The organism is Lacinutrix himadriensis, from assembly GCF_001418105.1.
GTDB lineage: Bacteria > Bacteroidota > Bacteroidia > Flavobacteriales > Flavobacteriaceae > Oceanihabitans > Oceanihabitans himadriense.
The window spans coordinates 112,916-129,608 of record NZ_LIQI01000032.1 but is presented as its reverse complement, the minus strand read 5'-3'; the positions used below and the strand labels follow the sequence as shown (position 1 = coordinate 129,608).

Here is a 16,693-nt window from a genome sequence, read left to right as displayed (position 1 = left end):
AATTAATGTGCTTTTGCGTTAATGGTTACGTTAATTGTACCATTTTTTGGTACTGCGCCATCATAACTAATTATGTCTAGAGTAGGTATACCTTTTGGGTTACCAATTGTATTATATAAAAAACCGTTATTGTATAGGCCCATTTCTGTGCCACCACCACCTCCAGTAAGTGCAGGAGAAGTAGCTTGTAAGGTTAGATCGTCTTCTATACGGAACGCAGGATTGTATAAGTAATTTCCTGCAAAGCTTTCTGTGTTTGTAGCATCTATGTTAGTAAACATTGGGTCTGTATCTACTAATGTATTAGAGTCTGAAAGTGTACCATTAGAAGAGGTAAATATTATATTGCCAGTACCATAATTGTACGTTAGGTTGTTAGATAAATTAAAGTTTCCAGTAAAAGCAATTGTTGAATCTGTATCGTAATTAGAAATAAACATATTATTATATAAAATTGCAGTACCCGAGGTAGAATAATTGGTAATGGTTATTGTTGGGCTATATAAATAATAATGTCTAAAAATATTATTAGCTATTACGGCACTTGTAGTGTTATAGGTGTAGATTGGACTAGTGGATGAGAAAATATTATTTGAAAACAAAACATTTGTAGCATCTTCATATATATAATTTGTGCCTACTAAAAGGCAACCTCTAACTTTAATATCATCCATAATAACAGTTGGTGCAGCATTCCCTTCACCGAATTGCAAGCTGGATGCTCTACAGTCTGAAATAGTTAAACGAAGAAAAGGAGGAGCAATTGGAGCACCAGAACTTTGTGGATTAAGTGATGAAAATGACAAGCCTTTTAGTGTTACATCTGAAGAACGAATAATAACAGTACCTAATTGTGAAACTTTAGTTGTTTCGCTATGTGATCTACCAACAATAGTTAATTCTTTATCTATAGTAACAGAACCATAACTTGTGCCAGAAGGTTGTACGTAAATAATATCTCCTGCTGTGGCAGCATCATGTGCTGCTTGCACGGTTTGATAGGTTGTTGTGGATCCGGAATTATTGTCAATGGTAATAATAGTTTGTGCAAGTATACTTGAGGAGATAAGTAGTAAGTATAAGACTAAGGTTTTTTTAATTGTTTTAGTTGCATTTTTCATGATATAAAATATGTTAGATTAATAGATTACTAATGTAGGAAAGGAGTAAACACAAAAAAATCCCCAATACTGGGGATTTTTGAAAACAAGAATTAATAAGTGTTTCTTGAAAAAATGAATTGTTATATTTTAAAATTTATACTTCTTCTCTAAAGCATAACGCAAAAGCTCTCCTTTTCCGTGAAGTCCAAGAATGCGGATCATGTTTTTTCTATGTGTATCTACCGTATGAATACCAATAAATAAGTCTTCGGCAATCTCTCGTGAGGTTTTACCTTGCGCAACGAGTTGTAATATTTCAATTTGACGTTTGGTTAAGAGCCCTTTTTTAGTGTTGCTTTTATCTGTGCCAAGTGCATTGGTATCTATACTTTTGTCAAAGTATGTTTCTCCTTTGTACACCGTTTTAATTGCTTGTAAGACTTCTGTTAAGGAAGAGTTCTTTAAGATATAGCCTTTTGCTCCAGCTTCTAGCATTTGTTCTATGGCATCAATTTGATCGAACATAGAAAAGGCTAAAATCTTTGTAGTTGGGAATTCTTGCATGATTACTTTGGTGGCAGCGATGCCATCTAATTTGGGCATGCGTATATCTGTAATAATAACGTTTGGTTGTTTTAACCGTACAATTTCTAATAACTGTTCACCATCATTTGCAGTGCCAATTATAGAGATACCTTCTTCATATTTTAAGAGTAATTGTAATCCGTCAATTAAAGATTGATGATCTTCTGCTATGGCTAATCGTATCATTTTGTATGTTTTTAAATTCAAAAATCAAGCATATATTCTTTACGTTTTTCACTGAAAATGTTCTGTATTCTTAAATAGGAATGTCTATAATTATAGTTGTTCCTTGGTCTTTTTTAGACTCAATAATCATTTGGCCCTCTAAATGCTCTACCCGTTTATCAATACTATCTATTCCCATTCCGGAAGCTTGTTTTAGGTTTTTGGTGTTAAAACCAATACCATTATCTTCCACAATAATGTTTAGACCTTCTTCATGATTTGTTAAATGTACAATGCCTTTTGTTGCATGCGCATGTTTAATAATATTGGTTATGAGCTCTTGAATGATTCGGAATATGGAAATTTCTAAAGAGTTTTCTAGGCGATTTTCTAATCCAAAACTATGGACTTCAAAAGTAAGCCCATTAATTCCGGAGGCATTTATAGAGAGTTTTTCTATTGCGGGAAGTAAGCCGTTTTTAGCCATTACTCCAGAGTTTTTTAAATGTGCCATAGATCTAATCTCTACATAGGCATCTTCTAACAAAGTGCTGGTTTTTTTTATTAATTCTTCGGAAGCTTTAAGGTCTGTTTGGTTTTTTATGAGATATTCAAATTGCATTTTAGCGGCAGACAATGTTGCACCAACACTATCGTGTAAATCGGAAGCTAATTTTTGACGTTCTTTTTCTTGACCTCTAATCATCGCATCAATAGTAGATAACTCTAAATCTTTAAGTATTTTTTCTTTTTCTTCTATTTGTTCTTGACGTTCTTTTTCAGCTTTAAGTTGTTTTCGTTTGGAGTTTTTGAATATTAAAAAAGCGAATAGAGAGACTATAGAAAGACTGCTTCCCCAAGCTAAAGTGAGGTTTGTTTTTTCTTTGTTTTTTAGCTGAATTTCTGTTTGATGGTATAATTCATTTTGCAATTGTTTTTGAAAATGCATTAAACTATCCGTTTTTCTAAAATTATCAATTTGCATTTTTTGCAATGCTCTAGTATTCGCTTTGTCTTCTGCTTCATTTCTATATTCTCTTCCTTTTTCATAATGATAAAAAGTGGAATCAAAATTCTTTTTTCCTCGATGTCCTTCAAATAAAAAATAATGAGCACTTCGTATTTTAGTCTTATTAGGTATTTTTTCTGCATAAAAAAGACCTTTTTTAGCGATTTCTATGAGGCTGTCATGTTTCTTCTGTTTAAAATAGTATTGTGCCATTACATCATAGCCATGTGCGAGGATACTGTAATTATTTAATAGATTTCCGATTCTAATAGCTTCATTAATTTTCTTTTTTGCTAGTTTAAAATCTTTTTTTATAATGTAAGACTGTCCAATGTTGACATGGTTTACAGCTCTGTTTTTTAAATCCTTTTTTATGGTACAGAGTTTTAAACTTTCATTAAAATATGCTAATGCTTTGTCTACCTTAAACCGTATGTTATATATATTACCAATATTTGTTAGATTGGAAATAATGGTGAGCGTGTCTTTTCTGCTTTTGCTTATGGATAGGCTTTGTTCATAAAAAAATAATGCTTCATCTAAATTCCAACTGGTCTTATGCATTTTTCCAATATTATCTAGAGCTTTTGCCTCTCCTTTTTTATTACCTAGTTTCTTGTATAATTTTAAACTTTTTTCATAACTATTAGTCGCGGAAGGATAATCCCCTAAGATGTGATTTATATGCCCTAATGTGATTAAAGCTTTAGCTTGCTGAGGTTCTAATTTATTAGCTTCGGTAAATTTTATAAGCTGGTCTATAAGAATATAAGCACTATCTGTTTTATTATCTAAATAATTTTTAGAAATTAATGTGTTAAATGCTATGGCTCTTGTAGAATCTGGTTTTTTTGAGTTTTCCCAGATAGCATACAGTGTATCTTTAGAAGTTTGACCAAATGAAGGATGTATGACTATTAGTAATAATAAAATTGCTAATGATTGTTTTACTCTCTCCTTAAAAAAAGGATTTTTTTTAGATTGGATTGGCATGTTCATATCGGTAAATCTATTATTATCGTTGTGCCTTGGTTAATTTCAGACTCGATAGTCATTTTTCCGTCCAAATGCTCTACGCGTTTATCAATACTATGAATTCCCATCCCTTTTTTAGAAATGATTTTGGTATCAAAACCAACACCATTATCTTCTATCATAATATTTAGGCTGTCCTCATGATTTGTTAAGCTAATGGTTGCTTGTGTTGCTTGCGCATGTTTAATGATATTAGTGGTTAGTTCTTGAATGATTCTAAAAATAGTAAGTTCTAAACTGTTTTCTAATCTGTTTTCTAAACCATGATCTACCACATCTATTTGCGTTTTATTTAATGCTGAAATTTTATTAGCCATTTCCTTAACGGCTTTTAATAAACCTTGTTTAGCAATTACTCCAGAATTTTTAGCGTGTGCAATGCTTCTAATTTTCTGATAAGCTTCGTCTAAAAGGGTGTTGGTTTTTTCGAAAAGGTCTTCCGATTTGTTTTCCTTTAAAACATTAAAATGAAGTTTTACAGTAGCCATTAGTCCGCCAAGATCATCATGTAAATCGTTAGCAATACGCTGTCTTTCTTTTTCTTGCCCTTCAATCATAGCATCAATACTAGTCAGTTCCTGTTCTTTAAGTACCGCAGCTAGTTTTTGGGTTTGTATTTCTTGTTCTTGTTCGGCAAGTAGTTGTTTGCGTTTGGTGTTTTTCTGAATTAAGAATGCAGAAAATCCACCAAAAACTAAAAGGAATAAAGAGACAATAAGCAAGTTTTGATTTTGTTTTCTTTTCACTTCACTTTCTAGATTATCTGCCCGAAGTTTTTGGTTGTCATATTGTTCTTTAATATTGGCTATAGCTTCACGATGTTCTTTGGTATTTAGGCTGTCCGAAAGTTCAAGGGATAATTTTAGACTATTATATGCGCTATGGTAATTTTTTTGTTTGGCAAATAAATCCGATAGATTTTCATTAATTTTTTTGCTATTCTTAAGGATGTTTTCTCGCGTAGAAACGCTATCCGCTTTTAGATAAAACTTTTCAGCTTCATCTAGTTTGTTTAACCTTTCATAGGAAACACCAATGTTAAAATACGTATTAAAGTAACTTTCTTTTGAAGTATGACTTGGTGCCTTTTTAAAGAAGTCTAATTTCTTATTAAAATAATAAATAGCAGAATCCGATTGTAATAAATTATCTTCAAATAAAGCGCCTAAATTATTATAGGTATAAAGTAAATAAGCGCTATCCCTTTTTTTATAGTTATACCCTAAAAGCATTTTATAATTACGTAATGCTTCATTATTTTCATCTCTATAATAATAGTAGGTTGCTAGTAAAAAACGATGAATTATTTTATAAGTTGCTTGGTTGTACTCTTTCGCTTTTTGCTCTAAAATATTTAAATATTCTAGGTTATAATAGTTGTCATTATTATAATCATAAGTTTGACTAAGCGCTGCAAGGCTAGACAGTGTGGTTAAAGTGTCTTGTGCTTTTTTTGCTAGTTGAAGTGTTTGATAGCTTTTTTTGAAAAATAAAGAATCATTACTCGTTATTTTATTATAAAAACCCTCAAAATATAAGACTCTGCATTGTTGAAACTTCGTTAGGTTTTTGTCTTGTTCGAGCTGGTTTATATAGAAAGACATAGAATCACTATCTCTTAAACGGCTATGGTATATTAATTTATAAAATTTGGCATCCGTAGGTTTTTTAGAATTTTTAAATTTTGATTCTAATAGTGCAATAGGTGTGGTATTATCAAAATAAAAATAGGCAGAGTCATTTTGTGCTAAACAAATAGTACAACAAAAAATGCAGAGTATTTTTATAAATGATGCTCTCATAAAATTATTCCAAAAATTTACATTCAAGAGCTATTGGTGATCCTTTTATAACCGTTTTTTTCTTTCTTTTTGTAATGTTATTTTCGTTGCAGTCAAAATTTTCAAACACTACTATAATGGTTAATTCTGAGCCAGGTATTTCAGCGAAACTGCCTTTGTTAAACTTTTCAAATTTAGGTTTTGTAAAATCTCCACGACCAGTGATTTCATAAGTTATCGTATTATCTTTATTGCTAACTTCGGTTAATGTAGTTCCACTTGGATATGGTATTATGTATTTTGCTGTTCCATCTATGGTGTTATAATCATAGCCTTGATTTAAAATAGCACAAGGATTCTTGCATAAATCAAAAGCAGAGTCTTCTTGCTTGATATTGTTGTCTTTACAGTTTATTAAAAAAATGAAAAAACATAATATGCTCACCGATTTTAAATTTAAAATTTCCATTGTTTAGGTTTTCGTTAGCTTATTGGTAAATCTCTCAAAAATAGAGGTGTAAAAACATACCCGTTATTAGGTATTTTAAAAAGTTAAGCATTAATTTTTTAGAACGAAAAAAATAGAGGCAAAAGCCTTTTATAATAGATAAAGAGTCGTATTCTTTATATATAGTTTCCTGAAATAATAAATCCCCAAAAAAATGGGGATTTATGTCTGAAATAAAAACGATTTTTAATGTTTTATGAAACGTTTTATTACTGTTTTATTTTCTACTTGAAACTGGATTATATACAAGCCTTCCGAAAAATGAGAAACATCTATTTTGTTTGAAGGTTTCTTGATATGTAGTATTTGTTTTCCTAATACATCGAAAATTTCTATAGTATCTAGTGTTAATTCGGTGCTAATATTTAAAGTGGCTGTTGTGGGAACTGGATAAATAGTTATTTGTTTTTCTATTTCGTTAAACGTTTCCGCGGATAACTGTACATCAATAACTTCTACATTTACTTCAAAGGTTTCTTGATGTCCTGAACTGTCTGTAATACTAAGTATTACTGGGTAATTACCTACTTCAGTAAAGGTGTCCACATTTATGCTTAGCGTAAAATCACAATTGTCTGTCGAGCCATTATCAATATCATTTGCAGTAATGCTCACAGAACTATTTCCTTCTAAATTTACAGTGATGTCTTGCGCAATAGCACTAGGATTTAAATTGTCAATAACATGTACTATGGCTACCCCAGAAGTTGATGCTCCAGCATTATTTGATACTAATACATCTACATTATTTACACCTAAATCTAAACAGCTAAAACTAATAGTAGAAGCTAATGGGTTTCCACCAGTAAAAGCAGCGGTACCACAATCTATAGAATTGCTAAATAACAAATCTTCCGCATTTATAGTCGCGTTTCCAGAAGCATCTAGAAACACATCAAGTGGCGTAGCTAGCACTTCATAGCCAAATGTTATTCCCCAGGAATTTAATGTACCTACATCTTGAGAAACGCTATCGGATATAAAAATTTCCCAGATTCCAGATGTGTTTTCACCATCAAATATAGATAATGGATTTTCCGGAATAAACAAACCGTTTATAGTTGGTTCAGAGCTATCACATGCTGTTTCTACAGGGGTAGTCGCTTCATCATCAAAAGTGGCTAAGATATTATTTCCAAGACATCCATAGGTCGATGCAGGTACTCCTGGACGATCTATTAATGTAGCCGTCGTTCCGCTTGGTGATTTTATAGTTACTATAAGGTCTCCCACATACGTATGCGAAATATCGAGATCTACATTAAGATCTGTAATAATTACATTGTTTGCTACGGTAAAAGTGTCGGTTATACCAGTGGTATTACCATCAGGAATACTAAGAGCTGGACTGTTAGATAGCGATTGGGTAAGTGGGATAAGTCCAGATCCTCTTATTATTAATTCAGGTGGATTATTCGTAACATTTATTTGTTCGGTAAGCGTTGCTGGTACTCCGGTACAATAATCATTAACATAATAATTTACAGATGTCATACCAACTCCAGTAACGTTTGGGTCAAACGAATACGTCAAACCATCGCCAGTATCTGTTACACCTATTCCGCTATAAACACCCCCAGTTGGTAGTCCTCCGGAAAGGCCTGTTTGTATGCCAGAAGCCATGCAAATTTCTTCAACAGACTTAAAGCTAGAATAGTTTGTAGGTAAATCGAAAGCCTCTGTTCCATCACTTCTACTAGAAGATGATCCTTGTGAAGCACTAAAGCCTAAACCTCTTTTAGCGAATGCTTCCCATATTAAACATTGGTAAGCGCCACCATATAAAGTTTGATCTGCCGCTAAAATGGCATCACGACCATCTATAAATCCGGGGCTACAAGGTTGTAATATTAAGCCTTGTGTAACTAAATTTAATGCAATATTATTTCCACCTGTTCCGGTATAAAAATTAGCATCAAAACCTTGGTCTTCTATTAAACTCCAAGTCATATCCCATAACATGGCTGTCCAAACAGAGCCTATACCATGAGGAATAACTTCTGTTTTGATATCGTCATAAGTATGTGGATTCGTTGTTAGTAATGTGCTATATGGGTATGTTCTAAAACCTAAACCACTAGCAGATTCTCCTAATAACCATGTTCCTATGGGTCTGGAATCTTCACCAGTATCTCCAGATTTCATTGTTAAAAGCAAACCATAGAAATCACTCCAGCCTTCTCCCATTTGTTCTGTGTTTGCAAGACATCCTACTAAAGAACCTCCAGTTAACCGATTGGAAATACCATGTCCGTATTCATGAATGATCACTCCATTATCTATATCACTATCTCTAGAATTGCAAACATGCATACGCATGGTAGGATTCGTACCGTCTACAGGTGTCGAGAAAAACGCATTACAGGTGGCACTTCCATCTTGTGCTTGGGCATTTACGGAGTCTCCTCCTAATCCTGCATTACCATAATTATTTTCTTGAAAATTACCAGCTGCTTCATCAAAACCATATTCATAAAGTACATCATGTACAATGTTATTCCAATAAAATAAATTGGTAAGGATTGCATTTTCAGATTGGTCTCCAGCCGAATAAGTTGTATTAAGAGGAAAGTCGAAAATTAAACTCCCTCCAGGGCTATATGCATATTTGTCATCTGGTAAATTGTTAGCATCATCATCGTCATAGGCGCTTACATTATTTCCAACAGTAGATGTAAATTCAGCACCTTCAACACCATTTGTATCGTGCCATCCAAATGGAGAAGCAGATAAATTTTCGGGGTTTGTTACAAGTGTTCGGGGTCCATAATTTGGCGATTCCGTAGGCATAGCATACACGTTGTAAGTCGCAGTAGGTGCAAATGGTATGGGTGTGGAATAATTATTTAAACTAGAATGAATCTCCTTAATAGGGCCAATAAAATCAGTATGGTTTATGGTAGAACTGCTAGTTGGATGTTCTTCATGATCTCCTAAAATATTACAAGATATTGTTAAATTATCTTTATCTATAATAACTCCTGATGCAGCATCTACGTGAAAAACCCACCAATCGGATGCGTTTTTTTCAGCAATAGAAAGTTCCCAAACCATAGTTGTACCAATATCTTTCTGTAAGTAATACATTAACTTAACGGGAATGTTTTTCAAAGAAATTCCGGCTTTATTATAAATGGCTTTTTTATTTATTCCTCCTAAACTTTCAATAGTTTCTAATTTGTCTAAAGAATAATGCATTTGATTGGCAACCGAAGTAATTGCTTGACTCGCATTAAGAGCTACCGTTTTATTAAGGACAGTAGATGGAATATTTTCTATAAAATTATTATGCGATATTATGACGGTTCCAGACACGTCAAAATGAATGCTGGATTCTGTTCCTTTTACTTCAATACCATCTATAGCTTGTCTTAAATATATATGTCTGATACCCGTTTTTTTACTAACATATTCGTTAGTTATAACATAATTATTGCTTTTCTGCGTAATTAATGTTTCTAAAGAAATTGAAGATTTTTCAATGGAAATTTTTTGATTTGGTTTTTGTTGAGCAAGGAGTACATTCGTCACCATACAGATGATTACGAAGAATCGTGTAGTGTTTTTCATTTAAGTAAATTTAATTAATAGCCTTATAAAGGTATATTAATTTTTTGATAATCAATAAGTTGATTTAGGTAAATGAAAAAAAATATAAATGTTTTTCTGAAATTATTAGAGTCTGTAGTGTATGTGTACTTGTTAATAGAACACAGGTAGTACTTGAATTTAATACAATGATTTAGGTGAAGATTTATTTTAAAAAGTGCTTTATGGAAACAATAAAAAGAATAAAACAGATAAAAGCAACTAAAACCCAAATACTTCCTTTGTAATGTTGTTTGTGCAGTTTTAGATCTTTTCTGTAGGTGTATGTTATAGCTATAATAAATGCGATTGCAAATAAAATTCCGAAAACGATTTGACCATTACTAAACATATCTCTATTTTTATGCAAAATTAAGAAACAAAACCATAAGATTTCCGTTTTAACGGAAATGAAAAATAAAATTTTCATGAAAAATAAAATAGAGGCAGTAAAAGCGTTTCACACCGCTTTTAAAATAGGGCATAGAGAAACACCAAAAGCCAATTTAGGAAAAGATAAAAACACGCTTCGTTTTAATTTAATGCAAGAGGAAAACGAAGAATACTTTGAAGCTGCTAATAATAATGATTTAGTAGAGGTTGCTGATGCTTTAGGAGATATGTTATATATACTTTGTGGTACTATTATAGAACATGGTATGCAACATAAAATAGAGGAGGTTTTTAACGAAATTCAACGAAGTAATATGAGTAAACTTGGTGAAGACGGACAACCGATTTACAGAGAAGATGGCAAGGTGCTTAAAGGTCCAAATTACTTTACACCTAATATTTCTGAAATATTAGATAAGTAAACAAAAAAAGCAACCCATTAGGTTGCTTTTTTTTTATTCTTTTTTACTTTTTATTTAACAGCAACACGCCAATTGTGTTTGTCTTCTGCTTTATTATATTGTATATCCATTAATTTTCTTTTGAAAATAGTAGAATAAGAATCGGCATTCAATTCTGGTAATTCATAGACTTCTTTAGTATGTTCAAATGCTGAAATCGGACTAATAACTGCAGCAGTTCCAGTTCCAAAAATTTCTTTTAAAGATCCGTCTTTTGATGCTGTTTTTAATTCCTCCACAGAAATAGGTCTAATTTCTACTTCTACATTATTGTCTTCTGCTAATTGAATAATACTCTTTCTAGTAATTCCATCTAATATACGATCACTTGTAGGAGCTGTTACTAGTTTGTCGTTAATTCTAAAAAACACGTTCATGGTACCAGCTTCTTCCAAGTATTTATGAGTACTAGCATCGGTCCAAATAATTTGTTGGTATCCTTGATCTTGTGCTAAAGCGGTAGGGTAAAACTGCGCAGCATAATTACCAGCGGCTTTTGCATAACCAACACCACCATCTGCAGAACGACTAAATTGTTCGGCTATTAAAACTCGAACTAAACCAGAGTAATACGCTTTAACAGGTGAACAAATAATCATAAATTTATATTCGCTAGCAGGAGCAGCAGAAATAGCAGGCTCTGTAGCAATTACAAAAGGTCTTATATATAAGGCATTACCATCTCCTTTTTTAGTCCAATCTTGATCTAAACTAATTAAAGTACTAAGTCCTTCCGTAAAATATGCTTCCGGAAATTCTGGCATCGCTAATCGTTTTGCCGATTCGTTAATACGTTTAAAGTTTTCTAAAGGTCTAAATAACCAAACCTTATTATTATCATCTTTAAAAGCTTTCATCCCTTCAAAAACGGCTTGACCATAATGAAACACACGAGCCGAAGGATCTAATGTTAATGCTTGGTACGGTTTTATTTTAGGGGTTTGCCATTCGCCATTTACAAAATCACACTCAAACATATGATCCGAAAATTCGCGACCAAAAGCTAAATTTTCAAAATCAACGCTATCTATTCTTGATTTGTCTACTTTTACTATATCCATTTTGTTTGCAATTGTTTATTCATGCTAAAAAACATGTATTAAGACACAAAAATACAGAATAATAGTGGTATAAAAAAGATTAATTATTTTTTAAAAAGTACTATCTTTATGCCGAAATATTAATATTAAATTGAAATAAAAAATGAAGAAATATATACTAATTACAATGCTTTTAACTGTTTTTGTAGCTTGTAAAAACGATGCCAAAAAAGAGAGTGCTACTATTGAAGAAGCTAAAGAAGTAACATACACATCTTTTGGTGAAGAAATTATTGCAGATGATGCGATTGCTGCAACTTCTATGGCAGAACATTATAAAACAATGAAAGTTGGAGATAGTATAAACTCTAAAATGATTGCAAAAGTAGCCGATGTTTGTCAAGCTAAAGGTTGTTGGATGAAATTAGATTTAGAGAATGGAGAACAGGTGATGGTGAAGTTTAAGGACTATGGTTTTTTTATGCCTAAAAATATTGCAGGACAAGAAGTTATTATAAATGGTAAAGCATATGTTAACGAAGTGCCAGTAGAAGAACTTCGTCATTATGCAGAAGATGCAGGGAAATCTGCGGAAGAAATTGCGAAAATTACGGAGTCTAAAAAAACATACTCTTTTGAAGCAGACGGTGTTTTACTTGTAGAAGAGCAATTATAAATGAAACACTTACTTTGGTTTTTTTGTTTGGCTTTCCTTTTAAGTTGTAATACAAAAACAAAACAAGAAGAGAATACAGAAAAAAAGGTTTACGATATGTATGAGCCATCCGAAATGGCAATACTCATGAACCAGATGTATGCACATAATTTAAAGATTAAGAATGAGATTATTGCTGGTAAAATACCAACAGAGTTTCCTCAAGACTTTTTAAATATTCATACCGCAGAACTTTCCGATTTTAAATCTAGAAGCGAAAGGTTTCAAGCGTTTTCTACACTCTTTGTTACTGCAGAAAAAGATGTTTTCAATACCGAATCTAATATTCCTATAGAAGATAGATTTAACAATGCGGTTGGTCTGTGTATTTCTTGTCATCAAACCGAATGTACAGGACCAATACCAAGAATTAAAAAACTATTAATTAAATAGTCCTTTTTTTGAAACGGAATATTATAATTACAGAAGATGGTTCTACAACCATTCAAATTCCAGAATGGAATGAACAATACCATTCTACACATGGCGCAATACAAGAAGCGCAACACGTGTATATACAAAATGGTTTGCTTCATTATGTAGAGATAAATCAAGCAGAAAGTATATCCATTCTAGAAATAGGTTTTGGTACCGGATTAAATGCCTTTATGACATTGCTGGAAGCCGAAAAACAAAATCTTAGTATAACGTATAAAGGCGTAGAGGCTTTTCCTGTTTCTTCCGAAGAGCTAAAACAATTAAATTATGTTACCCAATTAGACGTTTCTATGAGGGAATCTACTTTTAATAAACTTCATGAAGTTCCTTGGGAAGCCGAAGCACAAATTACCAGTAATTTTCAACTGATTAAAGCGCAAAAAGATTTTTCAGAAATAAACGAAAAAGAAGCTTTTAATATTATTTACTTTGATGCTTTTGGAGCAGAATTGCAGCCAGAATTATGGACAGAGGAAATATTTAAAAGTATGTATAATGCTTTAAAGGAAAACGGAGTCTTAGTAACTTATGCCGCAAAAGGAACCGTTAAAAGAGCATTGCGAAGTGTAGGGTTTCATTTAAAACGCTTACAAGGTCCTCCCGGAAAAAGACACATGTTAAGAGCAACCAAGGTATTCTAGCTAGTTAGTACCTAACAGGCTATCGCTTTTTTTGCATTGTAAATAGTAGTGGTCATACATTGCTGTAATGGTTTTATAAAACGAAATTTTCTTTTTATAGTTAACAATATATTTACAGCTACCTTCTAATTCTACCAATTTTTGAAAAGCTAAAATTAAAGTAGATTTATCTTCGTTAAGCATATCTAAAGCGGTTAATATATTCCAATAATTAATTACATTATAATTGCTTACATCATTATTCAAAGACTTTTTGGTTTCAGAAATAACATATTCGGCAAAACTAAAGTGATCCTCTGTTACCGTTTTCTTTTTCTCCGGATTGTAAGAGAAAAAATCGGTTTCAAAATTTTCAAAAGTTAAGGTGTTTGTAGCTTGGCTATAACTTGTAGCTATACACGTAAATGCAACTAAAAATGTAAATAGAAATTTCATTGGTCTCTCTAAAAATTAAGGCTTACTTTAAAAAAATAATGGTGAAAATATACCTTCTAATTATAAAATGTAAAGTAATGTATTATTATGTGCTAATTATTCGATAAAAAGCTAATTTGTTCGGCTTTAAACAATTAAAACACTGATGGTTATAGCTTTATGAAAAACAAAGCAAAAATAAAGCCACACTTAAAAGTATGGCTATATTTTAAATATATATATTGATTAAGCTTTCTTTGCTTTAATTGTAATTTTTAATTCCATATCATCATTAATAAACTTGTCACCAAGGTTATCAAAAACAGATTTAGAACCATAGTTAATTCCCCATTTCGTTCTATCAATAGTAAAGGCTTCACTAGAAATTGTCATGATATCTCCTTCTTCGGTAATAGTAACAGGAAAAGTAACGTTATGTTTGTCTCCTTTTAAAGCTAAGTTACCAGAAAGCATTGTTTTTCCTCCTTCAGCAGCTTGTGTACCTGTAATTTCAAATGCTCCTGTTGGAAATTTGTTTACATCAAAAAAGTCACCTTCTTTACCTTCAACAGTTCCCATTAAATGCGCGTCTAAATTCTTTTTTTGATCTCCTTCAGTATCTGTAGAACTGATAGTTTTCATATCAATTAAAAATGTACCACTTTGTAAAATACCATTATCTACATAAAACACACCATTTTCAATGTTTACGGTACCATTGTGGGTTCCTGTTGGTTTAAAACCTTTCCACTCAATGGTAGATTCAGATACATTTGCAACATACTTTGCCGTTGCACTTTCGCTAACAGCAGCAGCTTCCGCTTCACTTGTATTCGCTTCTTTTGCTTTTTTGCAACCTATAACTGCAGTACATAAAGCAACAACAGTAAAAATATTTAAAACTTGTTTTTTCATAATAATTATTTTGTTTTTAGTGTTAAGTGACAAAAATACAAATTGTTAAGGTAGTTAAATAAGAAAACAGCTAAAAAAAAGTCAATGACATTTTGACATTTTTATAATAATGGCAGTACTTTTGCCATCTGTTAAAAGTATTTATAAAAACTAGGTACAGAAATGAGCAAGAAAAATAAAGAAGAAGTTATAGAAGAGCAAGTAGATCAAGCAACAGCAGAAACGCAAGAGTTATCTGTTGAAGAGCAACTACAAGAAGAAGTAAAACACGAAAAAGATAAATTTTTACGTCTTTTTGCAGAGTTTGAAAATTATAAAAAACGAACATCTAAAGAACGTATCGAGTTGTTTAAAACAGCAAGTCAGGATGTTATGGTGTCACTTTTACCGGTTTTAGATGATTTTGAACGCGCTTTAAGTCATATTGAAGACGATAAAGAAGCAGAAGAACTACGCAAAGGAGTGAATTTAATTTATCAAAAATTACTTTCTACATTAGAACATAAAGGATTGGCAGCCTTATCTGTTATAAAAGGAGATGTGTTTAATGCAGACCACCATGAAGCAATTACACAAATTCCTGCACCAACAGCTGACTTAAAAGGAAAAGTGATTGATGTGGTAGAAAAAGGATACAAATTAGGAGAGAAAGTAATACGTTTTCCAAAAGTAGTAATAGGACAATAAAAATTATTAATTAAAAAAGTGCTTTCCTTATGGAAAGGATTTAAGAATAAGAATGGCAAAAAGAGATTATTACGAAATATTAGGATTAAGTAAAAGTGCAACTGCAGCTGAGATAAAGAAAGCGTACCGAAAGATGGCTTTAAAATATCATCCAGATAAAAATCCAGATGATAAGGATGCAGAATCTAAATTTAAAGAAGCAGCTGAAGCTTACGAGATTTTAAGTAATGCTGACAAAAAAGCACGTTATGACCAATTTGGACATCAAGCATTTGATGGTTCCGGTGGTTTTGGAGGTGGCGGAGGTGGTATGAATATGGATGACATATTCAGCCAGTTTGGTGACATCTTTGGTGGTTTTGGAGGAGGAGGTGGCTTCTCTGGTGGTTTTGGTGGTCAACAGCAACAACGCAGAGTTAAAGGAAGTAACCTTAGAATTCGCGTTAAACTTACTCTTGAAGAAATTGCCAATGGAGTAGAAAAGAAAATTAAAGTAAAACGTAAAGTTCAAGCAGAAGGGACTACGTATAAAACCTGTTCTACTTGTAATGGTTCTGGTCAAATTACTAGAGTTACAAATACTATTTTAGGAAGAATGCAAACAGCTGCCACTTGTACAACTTGTGGTGGAGCAGGACAAACTATAGATAAAAAACCAGCAGAAGCAGATGGGCATGGTTTAATTATTAAAGAAGAAACGGTTTCTATTAAAATACCTGCAGGAGTTGTAGATGGTATGCACTTAAAGTAACAGGAAAAGGTAACGAAGCACCAGGAAATGGAATTTCTGGAGATATGTTAGTCGCTATAGAAGAACTAGACCATGAAACACTTCAACGTGAAGGAGACAATTTACATTATGATATGTATGTAAGTCTTCCAGACGCAGTTCTTGGTACTTCTAAAGAAATAGATACGGTAACAGGAAAAGTGCGTATTAAAGTAGAAGCAGGAGTACAATCTGGTAAAATTTTACGCTTACGCGGAAAAGGAATACCAAGCATTAATGGTTACGGAAAAGGAGATTTACTTGTACATGTAAATGTTTGGACACCTAAAACACTTAATAAAGAACAAAAAGAATTTTTTGAATCGATGCGTGAAGACGAACATTTTTCACCAAAGCCAGAAAGCACAGATAAATCTTTTTTTGAAAAAGTAAAAGATATGTTTTCTTAATAAAAAAACAATAGTACAAATAAGAAATCCACTTTT

General features: G+C 32.3%; 14 protein-coding genes and 1 pseudogene. 6 read left to right on the top strand and 9 right to left on the bottom strand.

The window, feature by feature from the left end:
* Window positions 1–2: 2 nt before the first annotated feature.
* The 6 genes from AMD28_RS17775 to AMD28_RS17750 form a co-directional block, all read right to left on the bottom strand.
* A complete protein-coding gene (locus AMD28_RS17775; RefSeq protein WP_055445485.1) occupies window positions 3–1,121 on the bottom strand; it encodes a right-handed parallel beta-helix repeat-containing protein in 1,119 nt (372 codons plus the stop codon).
* Between the two features lie 129 nt (window positions 1,122–1,250).
* Complete coding sequence (locus AMD28_RS17770; RefSeq protein ID WP_055445484.1) at window positions 1,251–1,874, bottom strand: response regulator; 624 nt, start codon at window positions 1,872–1,874, stop codon at window positions 1,251–1,253.
* Between the two features lie 70 nt (window positions 1,875–1,944).
* Window positions 1,945–3,861, bottom strand: coding sequence for a tetratricopeptide repeat-containing sensor histidine kinase (locus AMD28_RS17765; RefSeq protein ID WP_055445483.1), 1,917 nt, complete (start codon window positions 3,859–3,861; stop codon window positions 1,945–1,947).
* The gene (locus tag AMD28_RS17760; RefSeq protein WP_152975646.1) at window positions 3,858–5,699 is read right to left on the bottom strand and encodes an ATP-binding protein; all 1,842 of its coding nucleotides are present in this window, start codon (window positions 5,697–5,699) and stop codon (window positions 3,858–3,860) included. The genes AMD28_RS17765 and AMD28_RS17760 overlap by 4 nt, the downstream gene beginning before the upstream one ends.
* A gap of 4 nt (window positions 5,700–5,703) precedes the next feature.
* Window positions 5,704–6,147, bottom strand: a complete 444-nt coding sequence (locus AMD28_RS17755; protein ID WP_055445481.1) for a hypothetical protein — start codon at window positions 6,145–6,147, stop codon at window positions 5,704–5,706.
* A 225-nt stretch (window positions 6,148–6,372) separates the two neighbouring features.
* A complete protein-coding gene (locus AMD28_RS17750) occupies window positions 6,373–9,756 on the bottom strand; it encodes a M36 family metallopeptidase (protein ID WP_241492545.1) in 3,384 nt (1,127 codons plus the stop codon).
* A 446-nt stretch (window positions 9,757–10,202) separates the two neighbouring features.
* On the opposite strand from AMD28_RS17750, the gene AMD28_RS17740 reads away from it, so the two are divergent.
* Window positions 10,203–10,589, top strand: a complete 387-nt coding sequence (locus tag AMD28_RS17740) for a pyrophosphohydrolase domain-containing protein (protein WP_055445479.1) — start codon at window positions 10,203–10,205, stop codon at window positions 10,587–10,589.
* A gap of 50 nt (window positions 10,590–10,639) precedes the next feature.
* On the opposite strand, the gene AMD28_RS17735 is transcribed toward AMD28_RS17740, so the two are convergent.
* Entirely contained in the window at window positions 10,640–11,689 is a 1,050-nt protein-coding gene (locus tag AMD28_RS17735) for a branched-chain amino acid aminotransferase (protein ID WP_055445478.1), read from the bottom strand.
* A gap of 142 nt (window positions 11,690–11,831) precedes the next feature.
* On the opposite strand from AMD28_RS17735, the gene AMD28_RS17730 reads away from it, so the two are divergent.
* Genes AMD28_RS17730 through mnmC2 form a run of 3 tightly spaced genes read left to right on the top strand, consistent with a single transcriptional unit; the run spans window position 11,832 to window position 13,462 of the window.
* Window positions 11,832–12,344: a DUF4920 domain-containing protein gene (locus AMD28_RS17730; protein WP_055445477.1), complete on the top strand. Its 513-nt coding sequence runs from the start codon at window positions 11,832–11,834 to the stop codon at window positions 12,342–12,344.
* Window positions 12,345–12,776: a hypothetical protein gene (locus tag AMD28_RS17725; protein ID WP_055445476.1), complete on the top strand. Its 432-nt coding sequence runs from the start codon at window positions 12,345–12,347 to the stop codon at window positions 12,774–12,776. It begins immediately after the preceding gene.
* Between the two features lie 8 nt (window positions 12,777–12,784).
* Window positions 12,785–13,462: a tRNA (5-methylaminomethyl-2-thiouridine)(34)-methyltransferase MnmC2 gene (gene mnmC2 / locus AMD28_RS17720; protein WP_055445475.1), complete on the top strand. Its 678-nt coding sequence runs from the start codon at window positions 12,785–12,787 to the stop codon at window positions 13,460–13,462.
* Here mnmC2 and AMD28_RS17715 read toward each other — a convergent pair whose 3' ends face one another.
* Together AMD28_RS17715 and AMD28_RS17710 are read right to left on the bottom strand one after the other, a co-directional pair.
* Window positions 13,463–13,897, bottom strand: coding sequence for a hypothetical protein (locus AMD28_RS17715; RefSeq protein WP_055445474.1), 435 nt, complete (start codon window positions 13,895–13,897; stop codon window positions 13,463–13,465).
* A gap of 225 nt (window positions 13,898–14,122) precedes the next feature.
* Window positions 14,123–14,791: a YceI family protein gene (locus tag AMD28_RS17710; protein WP_055445473.1), complete on the bottom strand. Its 669-nt coding sequence runs from the start codon at window positions 14,789–14,791 to the stop codon at window positions 14,123–14,125.
* 162 nt (window positions 14,792–14,953) lie between these two features.
* Here AMD28_RS17710 and AMD28_RS17705 point away from each other — a divergent pair, with 162 nt between their 5' ends.
* Window positions 14,954–15,478 carry a nucleotide exchange factor GrpE gene (locus AMD28_RS17705; RefSeq protein ID WP_055445472.1) on the top strand — a complete coding sequence of 175 codons (525 nt, stop codon included), beginning with the start codon at window positions 14,954–14,956 and terminating at the stop codon, window positions 15,476–15,478.
* Window positions 15,479–15,530: 52 nt separating this feature from the next.
* Window positions 15,531–16,657: pseudogene (gene dnaJ, locus AMD28_RS17700) on the top strand (molecular chaperone DnaJ).
* The last annotated feature ends 36 nt before the right edge of the window (window positions 16,658–16,693 follow it).

What these genes read in the sequence shown, in the direction of transcription:
- AMD28_RS17715 (WP_055445474.1), bottom strand. Translation starts at nt 13,897, where the DNA reads ATGAAATTTCTATTTACATTTTTAGTTGCATTTACGTGTATAGCTACA.
- AMD28_RS17735 (WP_055445478.1), bottom strand. Translation starts at nt 11,689, where the DNA reads ATGGATATAGTAAAAGTAGACAAATCAAGAATAGATAGCGTTGATTTT.
- AMD28_RS17740 (WP_055445479.1), top strand. Translation starts at nt 10,203, where the DNA reads ATGAAAAATAAAATAGAGGCAGTAAAAGCGTTTCACACCGCTTTTAAA.
- AMD28_RS17710 (WP_055445473.1), bottom strand. Translation starts at nt 14,791, where the DNA reads ATGAAAAAACAAGTTTTAAATATTTTTACTGTTGTTGCTTTATGTACT.
- AMD28_RS17765 (WP_055445483.1), bottom strand. Translation starts at nt 3,861, where the DNA reads ATGAACATGCCAATCCAATCTAAAAAAAATCCTTTTTTTAAGGAGAGA.
- AMD28_RS17725 (WP_055445476.1), top strand. Translation starts at nt 12,345, where the DNA reads ATGAAACACTTACTTTGGTTTTTTTGTTTGGCTTTCCTTTTAAGTTGT.
- AMD28_RS17730 (WP_055445477.1), top strand. Translation starts at nt 11,832, where the DNA reads ATGAAGAAATATATACTAATTACAATGCTTTTAACTGTTTTTGTAGCT.
- AMD28_RS17760 (WP_152975646.1), bottom strand. Translation starts at nt 5,699, where the DNA reads ATGAGAGCATCATTTATAAAAATACTCTGCATTTTTTGTTGTACTATT.
- AMD28_RS17770 (WP_055445484.1), bottom strand. Translation starts at nt 1,874, where the DNA reads ATGATACGATTAGCCATAGCAGAAGATCATCAATCTTTAATTGACGGA.
- AMD28_RS17755 (WP_055445481.1), bottom strand. Translation starts at nt 6,147, where the DNA reads ATGGAAATTTTAAATTTAAAATCGGTGAGCATATTATGTTTTTTCATT.
- AMD28_RS17705 (WP_055445472.1), top strand. Translation starts at nt 14,954, where the DNA reads ATGAGCAAGAAAAATAAAGAAGAAGTTATAGAAGAGCAAGTAGATCAA.
- AMD28_RS17775 (WP_055445485.1), bottom strand. Translation starts at nt 1,121, where the DNA reads ATGAAAAATGCAACTAAAACAATTAAAAAAACCTTAGTCTTATACTTA.
- AMD28_RS17750 (WP_241492545.1), bottom strand. Translation starts at nt 9,756, where the DNA reads ATGAAAAACACTACACGATTCTTCGTAATCATCTGTATGGTGACGAAT.